The sequence below is a fragment of the Streptomyces sp. NPDC020681 genome, from assembly GCF_044334895.1.
In the GTDB taxonomy this organism is placed as follows: domain Bacteria; phylum Actinomycetota; class Actinomycetes; order Streptomycetales; family Streptomycetaceae; genus Streptomyces.
Genome location: NZ_JBIRTX010000012.1, coordinates 119467 through 142341 on the forward strand (window position 1 = coordinate 119467; position 22875 = coordinate 142341).

Annotated in this window: 8 protein-coding genes; 2 read left to right on the top strand and 6 right to left on the bottom strand. The window is 70.9% G+C overall.

Annotation, left to right across the window (positions count from 1 at the left end; genetic code table 11):
- Nucleotides 1–7: 7 nt before the first annotated feature.
- From ACH4YL_RS26350 to ACH4YL_RS26375, 6 genes are read right to left on the bottom strand one after another with little or no spacing between them, the layout of a single operon-like run.
- Entirely contained in the window at nucleotides 8–217 is a 210-nt protein-coding gene (locus tag ACH4YL_RS26350) for an MbtH family protein (protein ID WP_398509906.1), read from the bottom strand.
- Nucleotides 214–8718, bottom strand: coding sequence for an amino acid adenylation domain-containing protein (locus ACH4YL_RS26355; protein ID WP_398509907.1), 8505 nt, complete (start codon nucleotides 8716–8718; stop codon nucleotides 214–216). The genes ACH4YL_RS26350 and ACH4YL_RS26355 overlap by 4 nt, the downstream gene beginning before the upstream one ends.
- On the bottom strand, nucleotides 8715–16469 hold the full coding sequence (locus tag ACH4YL_RS26360; RefSeq protein WP_398509908.1) for an amino acid adenylation domain-containing protein: 7755 nt from the start codon (nucleotides 16467–16469) through the stop codon (nucleotides 8715–8717). Before ACH4YL_RS26360 ends, ACH4YL_RS26355 begins: the two co-directional genes overlap by 4 nt.
- Nucleotides 16466–17488 (bottom strand): 2,3-diaminopropionate biosynthesis protein SbnA, encoded by a 1023-nt coding sequence (gene sbnA, locus ACH4YL_RS26365; protein WP_398509909.1) that lies wholly within the window; start codon nucleotides 17486–17488, stop codon nucleotides 16466–16468. Before sbnA ends, ACH4YL_RS26360 begins: the two co-directional genes overlap by 4 nt.
- A gap of 21 nt (nucleotides 17489–17509) precedes the next feature.
- Nucleotides 17510–18313, bottom strand: coding sequence for an ABC transporter permease (locus ACH4YL_RS26370; protein WP_398509910.1), 804 nt, complete (start codon nucleotides 18311–18313; stop codon nucleotides 17510–17512).
- Nucleotides 18310–19293 (bottom strand): ATP-binding cassette domain-containing protein, encoded by a 984-nt coding sequence (locus tag ACH4YL_RS26375; RefSeq protein ID WP_398509911.1) that lies wholly within the window; start codon nucleotides 19291–19293, stop codon nucleotides 18310–18312. The genes ACH4YL_RS26370 and ACH4YL_RS26375 overlap by 4 nt, the downstream gene beginning before the upstream one ends.
- Before the next feature lie 271 nt (nucleotides 19294–19564).
- Here ACH4YL_RS26375 and ACH4YL_RS26380 point away from each other — a divergent pair, with 271 nt between their 5' ends.
- Both ACH4YL_RS26380 and sbnB read left to right on the top strand, forming a co-directional pair.
- Nucleotides 19565–21799 (top strand): MMPL family transporter, encoded by a 2235-nt coding sequence (locus ACH4YL_RS26380; RefSeq protein ID WP_398509912.1) that lies wholly within the window; start codon nucleotides 19565–19567, stop codon nucleotides 21797–21799.
- Between the two features lie 44 nt (nucleotides 21800–21843).
- Complete coding sequence (gene sbnB / locus ACH4YL_RS26385; protein WP_398509913.1) at nucleotides 21844–22851, top strand: 2,3-diaminopropionate biosynthesis protein SbnB; 1008 nt, start codon at nucleotides 21844–21846, stop codon at nucleotides 22849–22851.
- Nucleotides 22852–22875: the final 24 nt, after the last annotated feature.

Sequence of the window (22875 nt, forward strand, 5' to 3'; positions counted from 1 at the left end):
TCGGCGGTCAGGCCGTCTGCTGGACGAGGGACGCGGGCCGCATGTCGGTCCAGGTCCGCTCGATGTGGTCGAGTGCGGCTTCGCGGGTGCCGGCCGGCAGGACGGTGGTCCAGCCGTCGGGCACGGCGGCGAACTCCGGCCAGACGCAGTGCTGTCCCTCGTCGTTGACCAGGACCAGGAAAGTGCCGTTCTCGTCGTCGAACGGGTTGTTCTTCATCGTGCGTCCTCCGTGAATTCTGCGATGCCTGAAAGGTGCGCGGCGATGATGCGTCCGATCGCCCCCTGCGGTTCGGGGCGCATCATTCCGTCGTGGTCCGATTCGATGCTGTGGTGCAGGATGCGGCCGCCGATGTACGGGGCCCATTCCGCGGTGGTCGGTGAGTTCTCGTCGGTTCCGAGTGCGGCGGAGAGGAAGAGAACGTCGCCGCTGAAGCGGTCGGGAGTGAACTCGGCGCTGAGGACGGCGTGGTTGCGCACGATCCGCAGCAGCCGGCCCAGCTGCTCCTCGTCGAGTCCCGCCAGCGGGTTCGCATCCCGCCGGAACAGCTCAAGCACCTCGCTGAGCTGCGGCTCGCGGCCCTGGAACAGCTGCGGGTCGTATCCGCAGTACTCCAGGATCTTGGCGAGCAGCGCCCGGTGGTCCGGGATGCCGTCGGGCTCCGGAACGGGGTAGCTGTCGAGGTTCGCGAGGAAGGCGACGCGGTGGCCGAGTGCTTCCAGGCGGGTCGCGGCCGCATGGGCGAGAAGTCCGCCGAACGACCAACCAATAAGATAGTAGGGCCCTTTGGGCTGGATTTCCAGAATTCGCCGCACATATTCCTGGGCCATTTCCGCGATTGATGCCGGAAGGGGCGCTTCGGTGACAATTCCGGACGCCTGGAATCCATATACCGGCAATTCCGGGTCCAGATGTTCGGCGAGTCCGAGATACGGCCAGCTCAGTCCCACGCCGCCGTGCAGGAAGAACAGTGGCGGGCGGGTGCCGTCCGAGTCGGGACGGATCGGCAGCAGGGTCTCGAACGCCTCGGTGAGCAGCGCCGGGGTCCGGCTGCCGGACTGGGCCTGCGTGGACCGCGGCCGGGCGTGGGCGAGTTCGCCGGCCCGGTCGGCCAGCGTGCGCAGCGCGCGGAACCAGCCGTGCGCCAGCGCCTCGGCGTCCCCGTCGTCCAGCACGAGGCCCGCCCAGGTCCAGTTGGCGACCAGCTCGGGCCCCTGCGGCCCGTCCTCGACCAGCGCGTCCAGCTCCAGGACATGGCCCAGCGGCATGCCGTCCGCGGCCGGCGCGAAGGCCTCCCGCGACTCGGGCGCCGCCGCCCACTCCGCGCCGTACGACTGAACACCGGTGAAGCGGCCCAGGTAGTTGAAGCCCAGCTGCGGGTCGACCGCGAGCGTGCGCTCCTCGCAGAGGTGGCGCAGGATGCCGTGGCCCAGGCCGTGTTCGGGCAGTGCGGCGAGCTGTTCCCGTACCTCCTTCACCGCCTGTTCGGCGCCGAGTCCGGCGGCCCGCAGCAGCACCGGGTGGGTGCTCGTGAACCAGCCGACCGTGCGCGACAGGTCGATGCCCGGATGCAGCTGTTCACGGCCGTGCGTCTCGACCTCGACGAGCGCTCCGCCGCCGCGCCACTCCTCGACGGCGAGCGCGAGCGCGGCGAGCAGCAGATCGTTGATCTCGGCCTGGAAGGCGGCCGGGCCGCGGTCCATGAGCGGCGCGGTGTGCTCGGCCGGGAGGGTCAGCCGCAGCTTGCGGGCGGTGGCGTACGTGTCCTGCGAGCGGTCGAGTGCTCTGCTGCCGATCCTGGCGTCGGAGTGCGCCAACTGCGTCAACTGCGTCTGCCAGAGCGGCAGTTCGGTTGCGCGCAGGCCTTCGGTCGCCTGGGTGTGCAGCAGCTGCGACCAGTGCCGGAAGGAGGTGCCCACCGGGTCGAGAGCCGTCTTCGGCGTCTCGTACGCGGAGAGCAGATCCGGCAGCAGGATCCGCCAGGAGACGCCGTCCACGACCAGGTGGTGCAGCATCAGGATCAGCCGGCCGGGACGGTCCAGGCCGCGGTCCAGCCAGACCGCCTGGAGATTGACCGCGTCGCGCGGGGCGAGCCGGTCGCGGGCCGCCATCGACTGTGCGGCGACGGCTCGCGTGAGCAGTTGCTCGTCCTGGTACGCCCGGTGCGACGCGTCGACCCGGGTCAGCAGCGGACGGGCAGGTACGGAGCCGGGCTCGCCGGTGGTCAGCTGCCAGGTCGCGGGTGCGTGGCCGAGGAGGCGCAGACGCAGCGCGTCGTGGTGGTCGACGACCCGCTGGAGAGCGGTGACCAGGCGGTCGGCGTCGAGGCCGGCGGGCGTGGTGAGCACGACGGACTGGTTGAAGCCGTCGACCGGCCCGCCTTCTTCGAGCATGCGGAGCATGACCGGAGTCGGCGCGAACAGGCCGACGCCGTCGTCGGTGCCGACGGTCGGCACGGCCTCCGCCTCGCCGACCGCCGCGGCCAGCGCGACGACCGACTTGTAGGTGAAGACATCGGCCGCGGTGATGCTCAGGCCGGCCCGGCGGGCGCGTGCGACCACTTCGATGGAGCGGATGCTGTCGCCGCCGAGGTCGAAGAAGTTGTCGTCGATGGAGACCTCGGGCAGGCCGAGGACCGCGGCGAAGACTTCGCACAGGGTGCGCTCGGAGTCGGTACGGGGCAGTCGCGCAGGGCCCGTCGAGACGGTGGCGGGGTCGGGTGCGGGGAGGGCTTTGCGGTCGACCTTTCCGTTGCCTGTCAGTGGAAGGGCGTCGAGGGTGACGAAGGCGCTGGGGACCATGTAGTCCGGCAGCACGCTCGCGAGAGTCGTCTTGGCGTTGTCGGCCGTGCCGACGACATAGCCGACAAGCCGGCCGTCGTGCACCGCCGCAGCCGCGTCCGACACTCCTTCGACCGACCGCAGCGCAGCCTCGATCTCACCCAGCTCGATCCGGTGACCACGGATCTTGACCTGATGGTCCACCCGCTCCAGGAACTCCAGCTGACCGTCCGGCCGCTGCACCACCCGGTCACCCGTCCGGTACATCCGCGCACCACTGTCGTCCGCGTACGGATCCGCCAGGAACGTCACCGCCGTCTTGCGCGTGTCATCCAGATATCCGCGACCGACACCTACACCACCGACGTACAACTCACCCGGCACGCCCGGCACCACCGGCCGCAACGCCGAATCCAGCACATACAACCGCGTGTTACGCACCGCATGACCGATCGGAGCACGAACACCCAGCTCACTGCCCGCACCGATCACCGCATGCGTCACATCGTCCGAACACTCCGTCGGACCATAGGCATTGATGAGTGGAATGTGCGGCGCGAGCTCCAGCCACTGCCGCGCCAGATCGGCGGGCAGCGCCTCGCCGGTGACCATCAGCCAGTCCAGCGGGGCGAGCTCGGGTCGTACGAGACCGTCCTGCCAGGAGTCGACCGCCGCCTTCAGCAGCGACGGCACGACCTCCAGGACCGTGACCCCGTCCTTCGCGATCCGCCCGAAGAGCTCTTGCGGATCGGACGCGGTCTCGCGCGAGACGACGACCAGCCGTCCGCCGACGATCAGCGGCGACAGCATCTGCCACACCGAAATGTCGAACGTCACCGGCGCGTTGTGCACCACGACGTCCGAAGCCGACATCGACAGGTCCTGCACCTTGGCCAGCAGATGATTGACCATCCCCCGCCGGTGCACCATCGCGCCCTTCGGCCGACCCGTCGAACCCGACGTGAAAATCACATACGCCAGATCGTCCGGGTGTCCGGCGAGCGGTGCGAGCGCGTCCGGCGCGTCCTGTGCGCCGTTCCACGCGACGACGGTCGGCGCGGTGGCCGTACGGGACAGAATCTCGCGCGCCAGCTGCTCCTGGCCGGGACCGACATAGAGCGCGTCGGCCCGGCTGTCGTCGAGCAGCGCCGCCGTACGCGCCACCGGAGCCCGCAGATCCAGCGGCACCCACGCCGCACCCGACCCCAGAACCCCCAGCACACCAACCACAAACGGCACACCAGGCTCACAGAGCACCGCAACCCGACCATCCGGACCCACACCAGCCGCCACCAGCCGACGCGACAACGCCGAACCCAGACCCACCAGCTCGCCGTACGACACCGAGCCCTGGTCGTCCTGAACGGCGCGGTCGTCGGCGTGCAGTGACGCGATCTCCCTGATGCGCTCGACCACACCCGCGTACGGATCGTCGGCGGCCGTCGCCGACCAGCCGTCCTCGGTCCGCCGCCGCTCGTCGGGCAGCAGCGCGTCGGCCTCGCCGACCGGCCGGTCCGGGCTGCCGACCAGCGCGCCGAGCAGATGCGTGAGCCGGTCGGCCACGGACTGCGCGGTCGTCGCGCCGAAGAGGTCGCTGCTGTACTCCAGTACGGCGTCGATCCCGTCCGGCGCACCTTCGGCCGTGCGCCGCTCGAAGAGCTCGAAGGCCAGGTCCGCCTTCGCCGTCCCCGTGGTGACCAGCAGCGGCTCGGACTCGGTGCCGGCCAACTGGACAGCCGAGTCTGGCGTGTTGTGCAGCGTGAGCATCGTCTGGAACAGCGGGTGCCGCGACAGCGAGCGGGCCGGCGCGAGCGCGTCGACCAGCGCCTCGAACGGCAGATCCTGGTGCGCGTACGCCGCCAGGTCGGCGGTCCGGACGCGCTCGATCAGCTCGCGGAAGGTCGGATCGCCGGACAGGTCGGTGCGCAGGACGAGCGTGTTGACGAAGAGTCCCACCAGGTCGTCGAGCACCGGGTCCGTGCGACCGGCGACCGGTGTGCCGAGCGGGATGTCGTCGCCGCCGCCGAGCCTGGACAGCAGCGTGGCGAGCGCGGCCTGGAGCACCATGAAGGTGCTTGCGCCCGAGGAGCGCGCCAACTTGCCGACCGCGGCGTGCAGTTCGCCGTCGATGCGGAATTCGACCGTGCCGCCCCGGTACGTCGGAGCCGCGGGCCGGGCATGGTCCGTCGGCAGCTCCAGCTCCTCCGGCAGTCCGGCCAGCGCCTCCTTCCAGTGGGCGAGCTGCTCGCCGGAGACCGTGTCCAGCAGATCGCGCTGCCAGAGCGTGTAGTCGGCGTACTGGACCGGCAGCGGCGACCAGGCGGGCGCCGAGCCCTGGCGGCGGGCCTCGTACGCGCGGGCCAGATCGGCGCCGAGCGGGCCGACCGACCAGCCGTCCGCGGCGATGTGGTGCACAACCAGAAGCAGTACGTGCTCGGCGGCCGAGGCCCTGAACAGGGATGCCCGCAGGGGCAGTTCGGTCGCGAGGTCGAAGCCGCGGCGGGCCGCCGACTCCACCGTGCCGTCTGTCAGCTCGGTGACCGGCAGTTCGATCCGTACGGCGTCGGCGGCCAGCACCTCCTGCCGCGGCCGGCCGTCGACGTCCGGGAAGCGGGTGCGCAGCGCCTCGTGGCGTACGACGACGTCCTGTACGGCCGCCGCAAGCGCGTCGGTGTCCAGTTCACCGGTCAGCCGGACGGCGACCGGGATGTTGTACGCCGGGTTCTCGCCCTCCAACTGGCCGAGGAACCACAGCCGTTGCTGAGCGGGCGAAAGCGGCAGCACCTTGGGGCGGACGGCCGGCGCGGGTGCGGTGCGGGCCTCGCCCGCGGTGTCCAGCCGGGCCGCGAGCTCCGCCGGGGTCGGCGACTCGAAGACCGCGCGGACCGGCAGATCGGCGCCGAGCGCGGCCCTGATCCGGCCGACGAGCCGGGTGGCGAGCAGCGAGTGACCGCCGAGTTCGAAGAACGAGTCCTCGGGTCCGGGTGCGGCCGACAGGCCGAGCACCTCGGCGAACGCCTCGCACAGCAGCTGCTCCTGCGGGGTGCGGGGTGCGCGGCCGGCGGTGCGCAGCGCGGGGTCGGGCGCCGGAAGCAGCTTGCGGTCGACCTTGCCGTTGGCGGTCAGCGGCAGCGCGTCCATGGTGACGAACAGGGCGGGGACCATGTGGGACGGCAGGGACTCGGCCAGGTGGGCGCGGAGCGCGGCCGGATCGGCGGTGCCTGAGTCGGCCGCGACGGTGTACGCGACCAACTGGGTGTCCCCCGGCCGGTCTTCGCGCGCCAGGACCGTCGCCTGTGCGACGTCCGGGTGGGCGGCGAGCGCGGACTCGATCTCGCCGAGTTCGATCCGGAAGCCGCGGATCTTGACCTGGTGGTCCGCCCGGCCGATGTACTCGATCTGCCCGTCCGCGCCCCAGCGCACGACGTCTCCGGTGCGGTACATCCGGGTGCCGGGCGGGCCGTACGGGTCGGGCACGAAGCGGGTCGCGGTCAGCGACGGCCTGCCGTGGTAGCCGCGGGCGACGCCGTCGCCGGCGATGTACAGCTCGCCGATCGCGCCGGCCGGGGCCGGACGCAGTGCGTCGTCGAGCACGTACACCTGCGTGTTGGCGATGGGCCGGCCGATCGGCGGCACTCCGCCGCGTACGCCGTCCAGCGTGGCCGCGGTCGACCAGATGGTCGTCTCCGTCGGCCCGTACACATTGGTGACCTCGCGGGCCGCGGCCCGCAGCGCGTCGGCGAGCGGCTCGCCGACGGCCTCACCGCCGATCAGCACGCGCAGGGCGGCGAGGCTGTCCGGCTGCTCGGTGACAAGGGCGTGCCACAGCGTCGGCGTCGCCTGCATGACGGTGGCGTCGCTGTCGGTGATCAGCCGGGCGAGGGCCGCTGGGTCGCGTACGGTGTCGCGCTCGGCGAGCACCAGTTCCGCGCCGGCCAGCAGCGGCACGAGGATCTCCAGGTTGGAGATGTCGAAGCCGAACGTGGTGACGGACAGGAAGCGGTCGTCCGCACCGATCCTGAAGCGCTCGGCCATGTCGTGGACGAGGTTGATCAGCGCGTTCTGCGGGACGACGACGCCTTTGGGGCGGCCGGTGGAGCCCGAGGTGTAGATCGTGTACGCCGTGTCCTGCGGGTCCGGGTCCGGCGTCGGGACGGGGCCGGTGGGGCGGGCGGCGACGAGCTCCGCGGTCGCGTCGGTGTCGAGGGCGAGCCAGGGCCGCTCGGTGACGGCGGGCAGCGCCTCGGCGACGCCGGTGGTGGTGAGGACGAGAACGGGATCGGCGTCGTCGAGCATGTAGCCGATGCGGTCGGCCGGGTAGTCCGGGTCGAGCGGCAGATAGGCCGCGCCCGCCTTGACGACGGCGAGGGTCGAGACGATCAGGTCGACGGAGCGGGGCAGGGCTATGGCGACGAGCGTGCCGGGTGCGGCGCCGCGGGCGGCGAGCTCGTGGGCGAGCCGGTCGGCACGGGCGTGCAGTTGGGCGTAGCTGAGCCGGGTGCTGCCGCACCGGAGCGCGGGAGCGTGCGCATCAGCGGGTGCGCCCAGCTGGGCACGCAGCGGCTGCGTCGGGTACGCCCGTGCCGTGTCGTTGTACGTGCCCAGCAGCAGCGAGCGCTCGTCGCCGCTCAGCAGGTCGAGCCTCGCCAGCGGCAGGTCCGCGACGTCCGGCAGCGACTCCAGGAGCCGGAGCACCCGGCCGCAGATCGCTGCCGCCTCGGCCGCCGTGACCAGGTCCGGTGCGTGGTCCAGGCGGAGCGTCAGGCGCTCGCCCGGGAGGACCAGCAGCGAGAGCGGGTAGTGCGTCGCGTCGCGGCCCTGGATGCCGGTGACCGTGAGGCCGGGGACCGCGTCGTGCAGAGCCTGACGGTCGAGCGGGTAGTTCTCGAAGATCAGGACGGTGTCGAAGAGTTCGCCGTGGCCCGCGTCCTGCTGGATGCGGGACAGGCCCAGGTGCTGGTGCGGAAGCAGCGCGGTGTGCTGGTCCTGCGCCGTGGCGACGACCGAGGCGAGCGTGCGGGAGGCCGGGGCCGCCAGCCGGACCGGCAGCGTGTTGATGAAGAGGCCGACCATCGACTCGACGCCCGCAAGCTCCGGCGGACGGCCCGACGTGGTCGTGCCGAAGACGACGTCGTCGCGGCCGGTCAGCGCCGACAGCACCACCGCCCACACGCCCTGGAGCACGCTGGAGATCGTCACGCCCCGCTCCCGCGCCCAGGCGGTGAGGCGGCGCGTCGCATCCTCGTCGAGCCGGGCGACGTGCTGTTCGGGCAGCACGGGCGCGCGTCCCGGCGGGGCCGGGACGAGCCGGGTGGGCTCCTCCAGACCGGTCAGCAGCTGCTGCCAGGCGGCAGCGGCACCTTCCTGGTCCTGGCCGGCGAGCCACGACAGATACGTCTTGTACGTGGTGACCGCGGGCAGACCGGTCGCGTCGCCCCCGGCTCCGTACGCCGCGAACAGCTCCTTCAACAGGATCGGCATCGACCAGCCGTCCAGCAGGATGTGGTGGCAGGTGATCAGCAGACGGTGCCGGTCGGGACCGGTGCCGATCACGGTGAAGCGGATCAGCGGCGGCCGGCCGACGTCGAACGGCTCCGACCGGTCGCGGTCGGTGAGCTCGTCGAGATCCTCGGCGGCCTCCAACTCCCGCCACGGCACCGGCACTTCGCGCGGCACCAGCTGCACAGGCTGCCCGTTCTTGCGGTACCGAAAGCCGGAGCGCAGATTCGGGTGGCGGTGCAGCAGACCCGCCGCGGCCGACCTGAGCGCGGCACGGTCGAGCGGTCCTTCGAGGTCGAGGACGAGCTGCACGGAGTACACGTCGAGCTGCTGCCGGTCGTAGACGGCGTGGAACAGCAGCCCTTCCTGGAGCGGCGTCAGCGGCAGTACGTCGCTGAGGCCGCCCCCCGGCTTCTGTGGTTTCTGTGTCGTACCGCTCACTGCTCTGTCCCCCAGTCATCTGCGAACTCGTTCTCGAACTCGTCGATCTCGCCCTGGTCGAGTCCCTCGACCAGCGACAGGTCCGACGGTGTGAAGCCGCCCGCGTCGGGCCGCGCGGCATGCTCGGCGAGGGCCTCCAGCGCGCGGAACCAGCCGCGTGCGACGGCCTCCGCGTCCGCGTCCGCCACCGTGAGCCCCGCCCACGCCCAGTCGGCGACCAGGCGCGGGCCGTCCGGCCGGTCCTCGGTGCGCGCGTTGACGCCGAGCGCGTGCGGCAGCGGCATGCCCGGGTCGGTGCCGGCCGCCACGTCCAGCGATTCGGCGGCGAGCTGCCAGTCGGCGGCTTCCGGAAGCGCCATCCGGCCCAGGTAGTTGAAGCCGAGCTGCGGCGCCGGGTGGCGTCGGAGCTGCCCGGCCGTGTCCGGGTTGAGGTGGCGCAGCAGGCCGTGGCCCATGCCGTGGTCGGGCAGCTGCCGCAGCTGCTCCTTGATCTCCTTGAGCACCTGGCCCACCGAAGATCCGGCGGCCCGGATGTCGTCCCAGTCCGGCAGCCCGACATCGAGCCGCACCGGGTGGGTGCTGGTGAACCAGCCGACCGTGCGGGAGACATCGGTCCCGGGCACGATCTGTTCGCGGCCGTGGCCCTCCAGTTCCAGCAGGACCTGCTGCGGTTCGTTCCGCTGCCGCCGCCAGTCGGCGACGGACAGCGCAAGCGCGGTCAGCAGCACATCGTTGATCTCGGCGTGGAAGACCGCCGGGACCTCGGTGAGCAGCGCGGCCGTGCGCTCGGCGGGCAGTTCCAGGCGCAGCCGGTGCGCGGTGGCCGCGGTGTCCAGCGCGGGATCGAGCGGACGCCGCCCGATCGGGAGCTCGCCGCCTGCCAGCACCTCTTCCCACAGCGGAAGTTCGGACGTACGGCCGGCCGCCTCCGTGTGAAGGAGCCGCGCCCACTGCCGGAAGGACGTGCCGACGGGAGCGAGCGGCCGGTCCGGCTGCTCGTACGCCTGCGCCAGGTCGGGCAGCAGAATCCGCCAGGAGACGCCGTCCACGACCAGGTGGTGCAGGGTCAGCAGCAGCCGGCCGGGGCGGTCCGGGCCCGCGTCGATCCAGACGGCCCGCAGCACGGCTCCTTCGCGCGGCGACAGCTCACGCCAGGTGCGGTCGGCCGCCTGCCGTACGAGAGCGGGCAGTTGGGCGTCCGCGACCTCGGCCGCGTCCACTCGGCGCAGCACATCCTCCGCATGTACGGAACCGGCCTCGCGGATCTCCTCCGCGTGCAGCCGCAGCACATCGTGGTGGTCCAGGACGGCCTGGAGTGCGGCAGTGATCCTCTCCGGGGTCGCGCCAGCCGGGGTCCGGACCACCGCCGCCTGGTGGAAACCGTCCACGGGTCCCGCGATCTCGTCGAACCAGCTGGTGATCGGCGTCGGCAGCACTGTGCCGGTCCCGTCGCCCGCCCCCACGATCTCGACCTGGCCGGCGGCGCGGGCCACGAGCGCGAGCCCCTGCGGAGTGCGGTGCACGAACACGTCCTGCGCGGTGATCGCGAGGCCCGCCGCCCGTGCCTTGCTGACCAGCTGGATGGAGCTGATGCTGTCGCCGCCGAGGTCGAAGAAGCTGTCGTCGGCGCCCACCTGACCGAGGCCCAGGACTTCGGCGTATGCCTGGCAGAACGCGGCCTCCCGCTCGTTGGCGGCGGCGCGGCCCGAGGTGACCGCCGTGTAGTCGGGCGCGGGCAGTGCGCGGCGGTCCAGTTTGCCGTTGCCGGTGAGCGGCAGCTCGTCCAGCAGGACGACGGCCGCCGGGACCATGTGCTCAGGCAGTGCGGCAGCGAGATGGGTGCGCAGTTCTCGAGGGTCCGCGGCGCCCGTCGCCGGGACCGCGTACGCGACCAGCCGCTTGTCGCCGGGACGCTCCTCGCGGACGATCACCGCGGCCTGCGCGATGTCGTCGCGGGCCAGCAGCACGCCCTCGATCTCGCCGAGTTCGATGCGGAAGCCGCGCAGCTTCACCTGGTCGTCGACGCGGCCCACATAGTCGAGGCTGCCGTCGGCGTTCCAGCGCACCAGGTCGCCGGAGCGGTACATCCGGCCGCCCGGCTGCTTCGCGAACGGGTCGGCGACAAAGCGTCCTGCGGTCAGCGACGGCCTGCGCAGATAGCCGCGGGCCAGCTGCGCTCCGCCGATGTACAGCTCGCCGGTGACGCCGGGCGGCACCGGACGCAGCAGCGCGTCGAGGACGTAGAGCCGGGTGTTGTGCAGCGGGAAGCCGATGGGCGGCTTGACCGCGCCGGCCAGCGGGCGGCTGATGCTGGAGCAGACGGTGGCCTCGGTCGGGCCGTACGCGTTGAGCATCACGCGGCCGCGCGAGAAGCGTTCGACCAGCTCCGGCGGGCAGGCCTCGCCGGCCACGACCAGCTGTACGCCCTCGGGCATGGGCCGGTCCTGCGGCCAGGCGGAGAGCACGGTCGGCGGCAGGCAGACCATGTTCACGCCGCTGCGCTCGACGAGTTCGGCGAGCGGCTCGCCGGGACCGCGGTCCTGTGCCGAGGACAGCACCATGGTCGCGCCGGACAGCAGCCCGATGGAGAGCTCCCAGGTCGCCGCGTCGAAGCTGAACGACGCGAACTGGAGCCAGCGGGTGTCCGGTCCGATGCTCATCCGCGGGCCCTGGTCGGCGACCATCACGGCGACCGTGCGGTGTTCGACGACGACGCCCTTGGGACGGCCGGTGGAGCCCGAGGTGTAGATGACGTACGCCGGGTGACGCGCGGTCAGCGGACCGGTCCGGTCGGCGTCGGCGGGCGCGCGGTCGGAGCGTGCAGCGATGTCCGCACGCACCCGCGCGTCGTCGAGCAGGAGACGCGGTACGGGCGATTCGCCGAGGCCCGCGGACTCGGCGGCCATCGTCAGCGCGAGCGCGGGCCGCGAGTCCTCGATCATGTAGGCGATGCGGTCCAGCGGGTACGCCGGGTCGACCGGGAGATACGCCGCGCCCGCCTTCAGCACCGCGAGGAGCGCGATCACCATCTCGGGCGAGCGCGGCAGCAGCAGCGCGACCAGATCTCCGGGGCCGGTGCCGTGCGCGATCAGCTCATGGGCGAGCCGGTTGGCGCGGGTGTCCAACTCCGCGTAGCTGATGGTCTGTTCGCCGAAGACCAGGGCCGGGTGGGCGGGCTGCTGCGCGGCCTTCGCCGCGTACAGCTCGTGCACCGGAGCGATGTCGACGGGCTGGGTGGGACCGGCCCACTCGCCGAGAATGCGGTCGGCCTCCGCCGGCAGCAGCGCGTCGGCCTGTCCGATGCGGCGGTCGGGGTCACCGACCAGGGCGCCGAGGAGATGGCCGAGCCGGTCGGCGATCGAGCCGGCGGACCCGGCGGTGAAGAGGTCGGTGCTGTATTCGAGTACGGCGTCGATGCCGGCGGGCGATCCGTCGGCGGCGTGCCGCTCGGTCAGCTCGAAGGCCAGATCCAGCTTGGCGGCGCCGGTGCGGACCGGGGTCACCTCCAGGGCGAGTCCGGGCAGAGCCAGTTCGGCGGCCGCGTTGTTCTGGAACGCCAGCATGGTCTGGAACAGCGGCTGCCGTGCCAGCGACCGGCTCGGCGCGAGCGCGTCGACCAGCGCCTCGAACGGCAGGTCCTGGTGCGCGTACGCGGCCAGGTCCGCGGCCCGTACGCGATCCAGCAGCTCGCGGAACGTCGGATCGCCGGACAGATCGGCGCGCAGCACCAGCGTGTTGACGAAGAACCCGACGAGCTCGTCCAGCGCGGAGTCGGTGCGGCCCGCCACGGGCGTGCCGAGCGGGATGTCGGTGCCCGTGCCGAGCTTGGAGAGCAGCGTGGCGAGCGCGGCCTGGAGCACCATGAAGGTGCTCGCGCCCTGCTGCCGGGCCAGCTTGGTGACGGCGGTGTGCAGTTCGCCGTCGATGCGGAACTCGACGGTGCCGCCCTGGTGGGTGGAGACCGCGGGACGCGGATGGTCCGTCGGCAGCTCCAGCTCCTCCGGAAGCCCGGCCAGCGCCTCCTTCCAGTAGGCGAGCTGCTCGTCCGTGACCGTGGCGAGCAGTTCACGCTGCCAGAGCGTGTAGTCCGGATACTGCACGGGCAGCGGCGCCCAGTCCGGCACGCGGCCGTCCCTCCGTACGCCATAGGCCTCGGCCAGATCGCGGGCGAGCGGCACGATGGACCAGCCGTCCGATGCGATGTGGTGCAGTACCAGCAGCAGTACGTGCCGGTCCGGCGCGAGCGCGAACAGCTCGGCGCGCAGCGGCAGTTCGGTGGCGAGGTCGAAGGACCGTACGGCGGTTGCGGTGAGCCTGTCGCCGAGCGCGTCCTCGTTGATCTGCGTGATCGGCAGCTCGATACGGACCTCGGTGGCGGGGATCACCTGCTGACGCGGGCGTCCGTCGGTGTCCGGGAAGACGGTCCGCAGGGCCTCGTGCCGGACGACGACGTCGCGCAGCGCGCCGGTGAGCGCGTCCGCGTCCAGAGTGCCGGTCAGCCGTACGGCGAACGGCAGATGGTAGGTCGCGGAGCCGTTCTCCAGCTGGTTGAGGAACCAGAGCCGCTGCTGGGCCGGCGAGAGCGGAAGCTCTCCGGGCCGTACGGCAGCGGCGGTGAGCGCGGGCCGGACGGTGACGGTCTCGCCGGAGTCGGCAAGATGCTCGGCGAGCGCGGCGACGGTCGGCGCCTGGAAGAAGGTGCGGATGGCGAGCTCGACGCCGAGCCGCGTACGGATACGGGCGGCGACCTTGGTGGCGAGCAGCGAGTGCCCGCCGAGGTCGAAGAAGTGGTCGTCGATGCCGACGGCCGGGAGGCCGAGGACGTCGGCGAAGATCTCGCAGAGGGCCTGTTCGCGTGCGTCACGCGGAGCACGCATGTCTGCGGTGAGGGTGGCGGGGTCGGGTGCGGGGAGTGCTTTGCGGTCGACCTTTCCGTTGCCCGTCAGTGGAAGGGCGTCGAGGGTGACGAAGGCGCTGGGGACCATGTAGTCCGGCAGCACGCTCGCGAGAGTGCTCTTGGCGTTGTCGGCCGTGCCGACGACATAGCCGACGAGCCGGCCGTCGTGCACCGCCGCAGCCGCGTCCGACACTCCTTCGACCGACCGCAGCGCAGCCTCGATCTCACCCAGCTCGATCCGGTGACCACGGATCTTGACCTGATGGTCGACCCGCTCCAGGAACTCCAGCTGACCGTCCGGCCGCTGCACCACCCGGTCACCCGTCCGGTACATCCGCGCACCACTGTCGTCCGCGTACGGATCCGCCAGGAACGTCACCGCCGTCTTGCGCGTGTCATCCAGATATCCGCGACCGACACCTACACCACCGACGTACAACTCACCCGGCACGCCCGGCACCACCGGCCGCAGCGCCGAATCCAGCACATACAACCGCGTGTTACGCACCGCATGACCGATCGGAGCACGAACACCCAGCTCACTGCCCGCACCGATCACCGCATGCGTCACATCGTCCGAACACTCCGTCGGACCATAGGCATTCACCAGCGGGATCCGGGACTCCAGCTCGACCCAGGTCCGCGCCAGATCCGCCGGCAGCGCCTCACCCGTCACCATCAGCGCGCGCAGCGACTCCAGCGACGGCTTCGGCGTGCCCGCCTCCCACGCGTCGACGGCCGCGCGCAGCAGCGACGGGACGACTTCCAGCACGGTGACGCCGTCGGTGACCACGCGTCCGAACAGTTCCTGCGGATCCGCGGACGTCTCGCGCGAGACGACGACCAGCCGTCCGCCGACGATCAACGGCGACAGCATCTGCCACACCGAGATGTCGAACGTCACCGGCGCGTTGTGCACCACCACATCCGAAGCCGACATGGACAGGTCCTGCACCTTGGCCAGCAGATGGTTCGCCATCCCCCGCCGGTGCACCATCGCGCCCTTCGGCCGACCCGTCGAACCCGACGTGAAAATCACATACGCCAGATCGTCGTCAGCACCAGCCAGCTCCACCAGAGCCGTCTGACCATCGCGCGCGTCATCCCAGGTCACCACCGTCGGCGTGGCCGTCGAGCGGTCCACGATCTCCCGGACCAGGGCTTCCTGCCCCGGTCCCGCGTACAGAACGGACGCTCCGCTGTCGTCGAGCAGCGCCGCCGTACGCGCCACCGGAGCCCGCAGATCCAACGGCACCCACGCCGCACCCGACCCCAGAACCCCCAGCACACCCGACACAAACGGCACACCCGGCTCACAGAGCACCGCAACCCGACCGTCCGGACCCACACCAGCCGCCACCAGCCGACGCGTCAACGCCGAACCCAGACCCACCAGTTCGCCGTAGGTCACCGAGCCCTGGTCGTCCTGGACGGCCGTCTTGTCCGGCCGGCGCGCCGCGTGGTCGCGTATCCGCTCGACCACGCCCAAGCGCTCGCCGCCGTCGTCCGCCGCGGTCGCGCCCCACTCGTCGCCGAGCACACCGAGCTCATGCGGCAGCAGTACGTCCAACTGCCCCAGCACCGCGTCCGGACCGGCCGCCGCGATCGTCTCCAGCCAGCCGAAGAGCCGCAGTTGGTGCAGCTCCAGCTCGTCCTCCGTGTAGAGGGCCGGATTTGCGTCCAGGCGTACGGCATAGCCGTCCGCGGCCGCGTCGAGATAGATGATCTGCATGTCGTCGACGGGGCCGGTCGAGAGGTTGTGCAGCCGTCCCGCGCACTCGCCGAAGGTGAAGTCGAAGCCGGACTCCAGGACGTTGACGGTCGGGCCGAGTGAGCGGCCGGCGTCGCCGGTGAAGCCGAGGTCGCGGCGGACCTCGTCGCCCCGGTAGTTCTGGTGGCGCAGTGTGGCCCGCAGTTCGCCGGCGCTCTCGCGCAGGAACTCGGCCACCGTGTGGCCGGGCCGTACCCGCACCGGGTGCGGCAGGAAGTTGGCGCGCATTCCGGGGACGGAACGCGCGGTCGCGGTGGCACGGGCAGGCACGGCGAGCGTGAGCAGCGCGCGCTCGACGCCCGCGGCCCGCTGGACGTACGCACCGGTCGCCGAGATCAGCAGCGTCTGCCACGTGATCCTGGTGTCCCAGGCCAGCGCGCGCAGCCGCTCGACGGTCGTGGCGGGCAGCAGCGCCTCGCGGCGCAGCGAGCGGCGCGCGGGCACGAGCGGCCGCGAGGAGAGGCTGACGGGCTCCGGCGTGGTCTCGAACCGGCTCTGCCAGAAGGCGCGTTCCTTGGCGTGCTTCGCCGTGGCGGTGTACGCGGCCTCGTCGTCCAGCAGCGTCTGCGGCGCGGGAAACGCGCCGGCCTCCGTGTCCGGGTCCGCGTACACCTCGGCGAGCCGGTTGTAGATCAGGACCCGGCTGAAGCCGTCGACGAGGATGTGGTTGACGCGGATGTAGAACACCGCGTGTTCCGGGCCGAGCCGGAGCAGCACCGAGCGCAGTGTGGCCTCGGTGAGGTCCGGCGGCGTGAGCAGGTCGTCCCGCATGAACTCCTCGGCGGCCCGGCGCGGCCGGTCGTCGCCGGACAGGTCGATCGTCTCGACGGCGAGGTCCTCGACGGGGACGAAGCTCTGGCGCGGCTCGCCGTCGTGCTCGGTGAACCGGGCGCGCAGCGTGGCGGCTTCCCGCAGCACCCGCTGCCAGGCCGTGATCAGCCGGTCGGTGTCGAGCGGACCGTGCAGCTCCAGGTAGTCGCCCATGGTGAACACGGGGTTGCCCGGGTCCGCCTGCTGCCCGTACCACATCTCGCGCTGCGCGGCGGAGAGCGGCAGCTGCTGCGGCGTGCGGCTGGGGGTCATGACTGCAGTGCTCCAGAAGAGAGATCGGTGAGTTCCTGGCCGCGGGGGCCACTGGCCCCGTCCGGCAGGCCTTCGAGGTCGCCGTAGATGTCGCGGACCCAGCTCGACTGGTAGACGGTGTCGAGATACCGCTCGCCGAGATCCGGCGCGATGGCGACCGCGGAGACGTCCTCACCGGGCCGGTGTTCGGCGAGCCAGCGCAGCGCGCCGCTGACGACGGTGCCGGTGGAGCCGCCGAACAGGAATCCGCCGCGGGCGAGCGTGTGGCAGGCCCGTACGGTGTCCGCCTCGGGGACGTGCACGATGTCGTCGACGTACGAGGTGTCCAGGAGCGCCGGCCGCACGCCGGTGCCGAGACCGGGGATCATGCGGCGGCCGGCCGGGCCGCCGAAGGTGACCGAGCCGACGCTGTCGACGGCGACGACGGTGACCGGGCGGGGCTGCTCCTTGAAGTAGCGGGCGCAGCCCATCAGCGTGCCCGTCGTGCCTGCGCCGATGAACAGCAGCTCCAGCTCGGGGAACTGCTTCTCGATCTGCGGGGCCGTGGTGCGGTAGTGGGCCCGCCAGTTGTCCGGGTTGGCGTGCTGGTTGAGCCAGACACAGCGCGGGTCGCCGGCCAGCAGCGACTGGACGTACGCGAGCCGGGCCGCGAGGAAGCCGCCTTCGGCGGCCGGCTCGGAGATCGTGTGGACCTCGCTGCCGAGCGACTCGATGACCTTGCGCGTGGCCAGGTTCGTACGCGAGTCGACGACACAGATGAAGCGGTAGCCCTTGGCGGCGGCGATGACGCTGAGCGCGACGCCGAGATTTCCGGACGAGGACTCCACCAGGACCGATTCCTGGGTGAGTTCACCGCTGCGTTCGGCCGCCTCGATCATGCTCGCGGCTGCCTTGAGTTTGATTGACCCCGCGAAATTGAATCCCTCGCATTTCAGATGCAGCGGGAATCCGTACATCTCACGGAGATTTACATAGAGGTCTTCGGTGTTGAATTCCTGCGGCGCCGATATGACCGGCATGACTCCCCCAAATCGACCAGATCATCGCGCGGCCGACGTGCGATACACACGCAGGCTCAGCGGTACAAGAACGGCTATGAGAACGCTCAGAGTGATCAGCGAGACGATCACCGGGTGCTCCACCGGGTAGCTCCCGGACGTGGCGGCGCCGGTGTTCCCCCACAGCTGGCGGCAGGCCTCGGACACGGCGCTGACCGGATTCCACTCGGCCGCCGCGCGCAGCCAGCCGGGCAGCCCGGTGAGCGGCATGAACGAGCTGGAAAGGAAAGAGAAGAGGACCAGCAGCAGCGCGGCCACGCCGTTGATCGCCTCGAGGTTGCGCATGACCATGCCGAGCAGCGCGCCGACCCAGAGCATGGCGTACGCGAAGACCAGCAGCAGCGCGAATCCGGCGACGGTCTCCCCAACCGTGCCGTGCACCCGCCAGCCGACCAGCAGCCCGGTGAGGGCGACGACGGCAATGCTCATGGCGGCGGTGACCAGGTCGGCGAGCGTGTGCCCGACCAGTACGGTCGCCCGTCCCATCGGCAGCGAACGGAACCGGTCGATCAGGCCCTTGCCGAGATCGCCGGCCACCCCGATCGCGGTGATGCCGATGCAGGAGAGCCCGACCTGGGCGAAGACGCCGGCCATGATGTATTCGCGGTAGGCGCCGCCGCTGTTCTTGACCTCGACGACGGTGGCGAAGAGATAGCCGAGGATCACCACCATCGCGACCGGTGTGAGCGCCACTCCGATGATCTTCTCCGGGGTGCGGCGCAGATGGCGCAGATGGCGGCCGGTGAGGGCCAGGACATCGCTGCCGTGGGTGAGCGCCGTGCTCATCGTGCGGCCTCCGCTTCCTTTTCCTTGGCGTGCGTGGTCTCTGCGGTGACCTCTCCCGTGAGGTGGAAGAAGACGTCGTCGAGCGAGGGCCGGCGGAGTGCGAACTCCTCGACGGCGATGCCCGAGTACTCCAGCGCTGTCGCGGCCGAGGCCACTGCGCCCATGCCGTCCGGCAGTTGTACGGAGACGGTGCGCTGGCGCTCGTCCAGCTGCGGCGGCTGGAGCGCGAGCGGAGTGAGCGCGGAGACGGCCGCGGAGAGCGAGGCCGCGTCGGGGACGGAGACCTCCAGGCGCTCGCCGCCGACCTTCCGCTTCAGCTCGTCGGAGGTGCCTTCGGCGATGACCTGACCGCGGTCGATGACCAGGATCCGGTCGGCGAGGAAGTCGGCCTCTTCGAGGTACTGGGTGGTGAGCAGCACGGTCACACCGCGGTCGACCTGCTCCTGGACCATCCGCCACAGCGTCGCCCGGCTGGCCGGGTCGAGTCCGGTGGTCGGCTCGTCGAGGAAGAGCACCTCGGGCGAGGCGATCAGACAGGTGGCGAGGTCGAGCCGGCGCCGCATGCCGCCGGAGTACTCCTTGGCGGGCTTGTCGGCGGCTGCCTCCAGCTCGAACTGTGTGAGGAGTTCGGCGGCGCGTGCCCTGGCTCCCTTGCGGCCGAGCCGCAGCAGCCGGCCCAGCAGCACCAGGTTCTCCCGGCCGGTGAGCAGTTCGTCGACGGCCGCGTACTGACCGGCGAGGCCGATGCGCCGTCTGACCTCGCGCTGCTGCCCGACGATGTCGTATCCGGCGACGCGCGCGGAGCCGCCGTCCGGTTCGAGCAGGGTGGCGAGCATTCTGACCGTGGTGGTCTTGCCCGCGCCGTTGGGCCCGAGCAGACCGAGCACCGTGCCGGCCCGGACCGACAGGTCCACGCCGCCCAGGGCGCGATGGCTGCCGTACTGCTTCGTCAGGCCTTCGGCCTCGATCGCGGTATTCACGCCTTCCCCCCTTCTTGGAATTCGGTGAATCTTTCGACGGGAATTGAACGTAACCGGCCCGATGGCCGGAAGGCTCACATTCCCGATGTCCGAAGATTGCCGGTGCAGGTTCCTGCAACGAGGGGTTGGCAGGATGCTGCAGCGGCACTGAACTGCCAGTTCCGGGACCCGCGTTGACCTTTGTATTTCTCTACGCTGAATGACGTTGCAGAACAGTCCTGCACACCCTCACGAACCCCCACGTCCTGAAACGTCCTCATCGGGAGAGGTAATGGCGAGACAACGCAATCTGGCGGCTTCACTGGGAGGCTGGAGCGCCCGGCACCGCAAGACCGCGGTCTTCGGGTGGCTCTTCGCCGTCATCGCGCTCACGGTGCTGGGCGGCATGGCCGGACAGCAGAATCTGACCGAGGCCGACTACGGCACCGGCGAGTCGGGCCGCGCGGCCCGGATCCTCGTCGACGCCGACATCCGTACGCCGGCGGCCGAGATGGTGCTCGTCCACAGCGACGAACTGACCGCGACCAGCCCGGACTTCCGCAAGGCCGTCACCGACGCGATCACCGCGGTCAACGGCACGGGCCTGGCCGAGAAGATCGGCGACCCGTACAAGACCGGCGCCATCTCGATGGACAAGCACGACGCGCTGATCCAGTTCTCGGTGAAGGGCGACCCGGACACCGCGGCCGACCGCATCGCGCCGGTCATCGACGCGCTCGCGAAGACGGACGATGCCCACGCGGCCGTCACGCTCGGCGAGTACGGCGCGGCCAGCGGCCTGAAGGGCATCAACGACTCGCTCGGCAAGGACTTCACCCGCGCCGAGTACACCGCCGTGCCGGTCGCGCTCGGCATCCTGCTGGTGGTCTTCGGCGCGCTGCTCGCCGCCGTACTGCCGCTGGTGCTGGCGATCACCGCCTGTGTCGCGGCGATGGGCCTGCTCGCGCTCTCCAGCCAGCTGGTCCCGGTCGACGCGATGACCAACTCGGTGATGCTGCTGATGGGTCTGGCCGTCGGCGTCGACTACTGCCTCTTCTACATCCGGCGTGAGCGCGAGGAGCGCGCGGCGGGCCGCGACAAGGCGACCGCGCTGCGCATCGCGGCCGCGACCTCGGGCCGTTCGGTGCTGATCTCCGGCCTGACCGTCGCGGTCGCCATGGCCGGCATGTTCTTCTCCGGACTGACCGTCTTCGAGGGCTTCGCCATCGCCACCATCGAGGTCGTGCTGATCGCGGTGCTCGGCTCCATGACGGTGCTGCCCGCAGTGATGGCGATGCTCGGCGACAAGGTCGAGCTCGGCCGCATCCCGGGCCTGCGCCGCAAGGCGCGGGTGCGCAGCGAGAACGAGCGCCCGGGCAAGCTGCTCGGCGCCGTGCTGAAGGTGCCCGCGCTCTTCGCCGTGATCGGCATCGCCGGGCTGCTGGCGCTCGCCGCGCCCGCGCTGTCCATGAAGACCGAGAAGCTGGGCTTCGACCAGCTGCTGCCCGCCGACAACGCGATGGTGACGACGGCTCAGCAGATCGAGAAGTCGTTCCCGGGCGCGCCGGCTCCGGCGCAGATCGTCTACAAGGCGTCCGACATCGGGTCGGCGGCATCGACGCAGGCGATCGAGGAGTTCAAGAAGCAGGCCCTCGCCTCCAAGCAGGTCCTGAACCCGATCGAGGTCACCGTCCACAAGGACGAGAACATCGCGGTCATCAACGCGCCGCTGGCCGGTGACGGGCGGGGCGCGACCTCGGTGAAGGCGCTGGAGTCGCTGCGCGCGGACATCATCCCGGCGACGCTGACGAAGACTTCGGGTGCCGACGCTCCGGTCGGCGGCGATCTGGCCTTCTCGACCGACTACAACGACCAGCTGAAGTCCAGCATCGTGCCAGTCTTCGCCTTCGTCATGGGCGTCAGCTTCCTGCTGATGCTGCTCTGCTTCCGCTCGGTGGTCGTCGCGATCACCGCGATCGTCCTCAACCTGCTGTCGGTGGCGGCCGCGTACGGCGTGATGACCGCGGTCTTCCAGAAGGGCTGGGGCGACGAACTGGTCGGCACGACGGCGGTCGGCGCGATCGAGTCCTGGATGCCGCTGTTCGTCTTCGTGGTGCTGTTCGGCCTGTCCATGGACTACCACGTCTTCGTGGTCTCCCGGATCCGTGAGGCCCACGACCGCGGCGCGGACAACATCAAGGCCGTCGCGCACGGCATCCGCTCCACCGCCGGAGTCGTCACCAGCGCGGGCATGATCATGGTTGCCGTCTTCGCGGTCTTCGGCACGCTGTCGATGCAGGACTTCAAGCAGCTCGGCATCGGCCTGGCCGTCGCGGTCTTCCTCGACGCCACGCTCGTACGGGCGATCCTGCTGCCGGCCGTGATGGCGCTGCTCGGTGAGTCCAACTGGTATCTGCCGCGCTGGCTGAAGTGGATCCCGCAGCTGTCGCACGGCGAGGAGCCGGAGACCGCGCCGCAGTCCCCGCAGCCGGCCACCGCGCACCGCACCACGCTCGTCAACCACTGAACCTGACACCGAGACCTGGCACTGAGACCCGAGGATCACACGACATGTACGAGTTCAGCGTCATCGGCGGCAAGACGGCCCGCGAGATCATCGGCGCGTCCCGCCCGCAGATCGTCGACGTGGTGCGCGACACCTATCTCGCCCACCACGCGGGCGACTCGGTGAACCCCGACAGCTACTTCCTCCGCTTCCCTCAGAAGCCGGACGCGCGGATCATCGCGCTCCCGGCGCACCTCGGCGGCAGCGCCGATGTCTCCGGCATCAAGTGGATCAGCAGCTTCCCGGCCAACATCGAGCGCGGCATCCCGCGTGCGTCGGCGGCGCTGCTGCTCAACGACTACGAGACGGGCTACCCGTTCGCCTGCCTGGAGGCCTCACAGATCAGCGCGGCCCGCACGGCGGCGTCGGCGGTGCTGGCCGCGGAACAGCTCACGGGTGGCCGTACGGCCGGGAAGCTGACGGTGGTGGGCGCGGGAATCATCGCGCGCAACATCCTGGAGTTCTTCAAGTCCCGTGACTGGACGGTCGATTCCGTCACGGTCCACGACAAGTCCGAGACGTACGGCGCCGCTCTGGCGTCGTACGCCACCGAGTCACTGAGCTACCCGTCGGCGACGGAGCCCTCCCTCGCCGCGGCACTCAAGGACGCGGACGTGGTGGTCCTGGCGACCACCGCGGCGGAGCCGTACATCACCGACCCGGAGTCGTTCGCGCCGGGCCAGGTGGTGCTCAACATCTCGCTGCGGGACATCGGCCCAGAGCTGATCGACGGCGCGTACAACATCCTCGACGACATCGACCACTGCCTGAAGGCCAACACGTCTCCGCACCTCGCGGAACAGAAGTACGGCGGCCGCGACTTCATCACCGGCACGCTCGCGCAGGTGGTGAAGGGTGAGGTGAGCGTCGGCAGGGACAAGCCGGTGATCTTCTCGCCGTTCGGCCTGGGTGTGCTGGACCTGGCGGTCGGCCTGCATGTGTTCCGTACGGCGAAGGAGTCGGGCGAGGCGGTCGAGATCGAGGACTTCTTCGGCGAGACGAGCCGCTGGTAGTTCGGCTGTAGTCCCTTGTACCGC

Bases quoted from the DNA above. Each gene is read 5' to 3' on its own strand.
- ACH4YL_RS26370 (WP_398509910.1), bottom strand. From the start codon at position 18,313: ATGAGCACGGCGCTCACCCACGGCAGCGATGTCCTGGCCCTCACCGGC.
- ACH4YL_RS26360 (WP_398509908.1), bottom strand. From the start codon at position 16,469: ATGACCCCCAGCCGCACGCCGCAGCAGCTGCCGCTCTCCGCCGCGCAG.
- sbnA (WP_398509909.1), bottom strand. From the start codon at position 17,488: ATGCCGGTCATATCGGCGCCGCAGGAATTCAACACCGAAGACCTCTAT.
- ACH4YL_RS26380 (WP_398509912.1), top strand. From the start codon at position 19,565: ATGGCGAGACAACGCAATCTGGCGGCTTCACTGGGAGGCTGGAGCGCC.
- sbnB (WP_398509913.1), top strand. From the start codon at position 21,844: ATGTACGAGTTCAGCGTCATCGGCGGCAAGACGGCCCGCGAGATCATC.
- ACH4YL_RS26350 (WP_398509906.1), bottom strand. From the start codon at position 217: ATGAAGAACAACCCGTTCGACGACGAGAACGGCACTTTCCTGGTCCTG.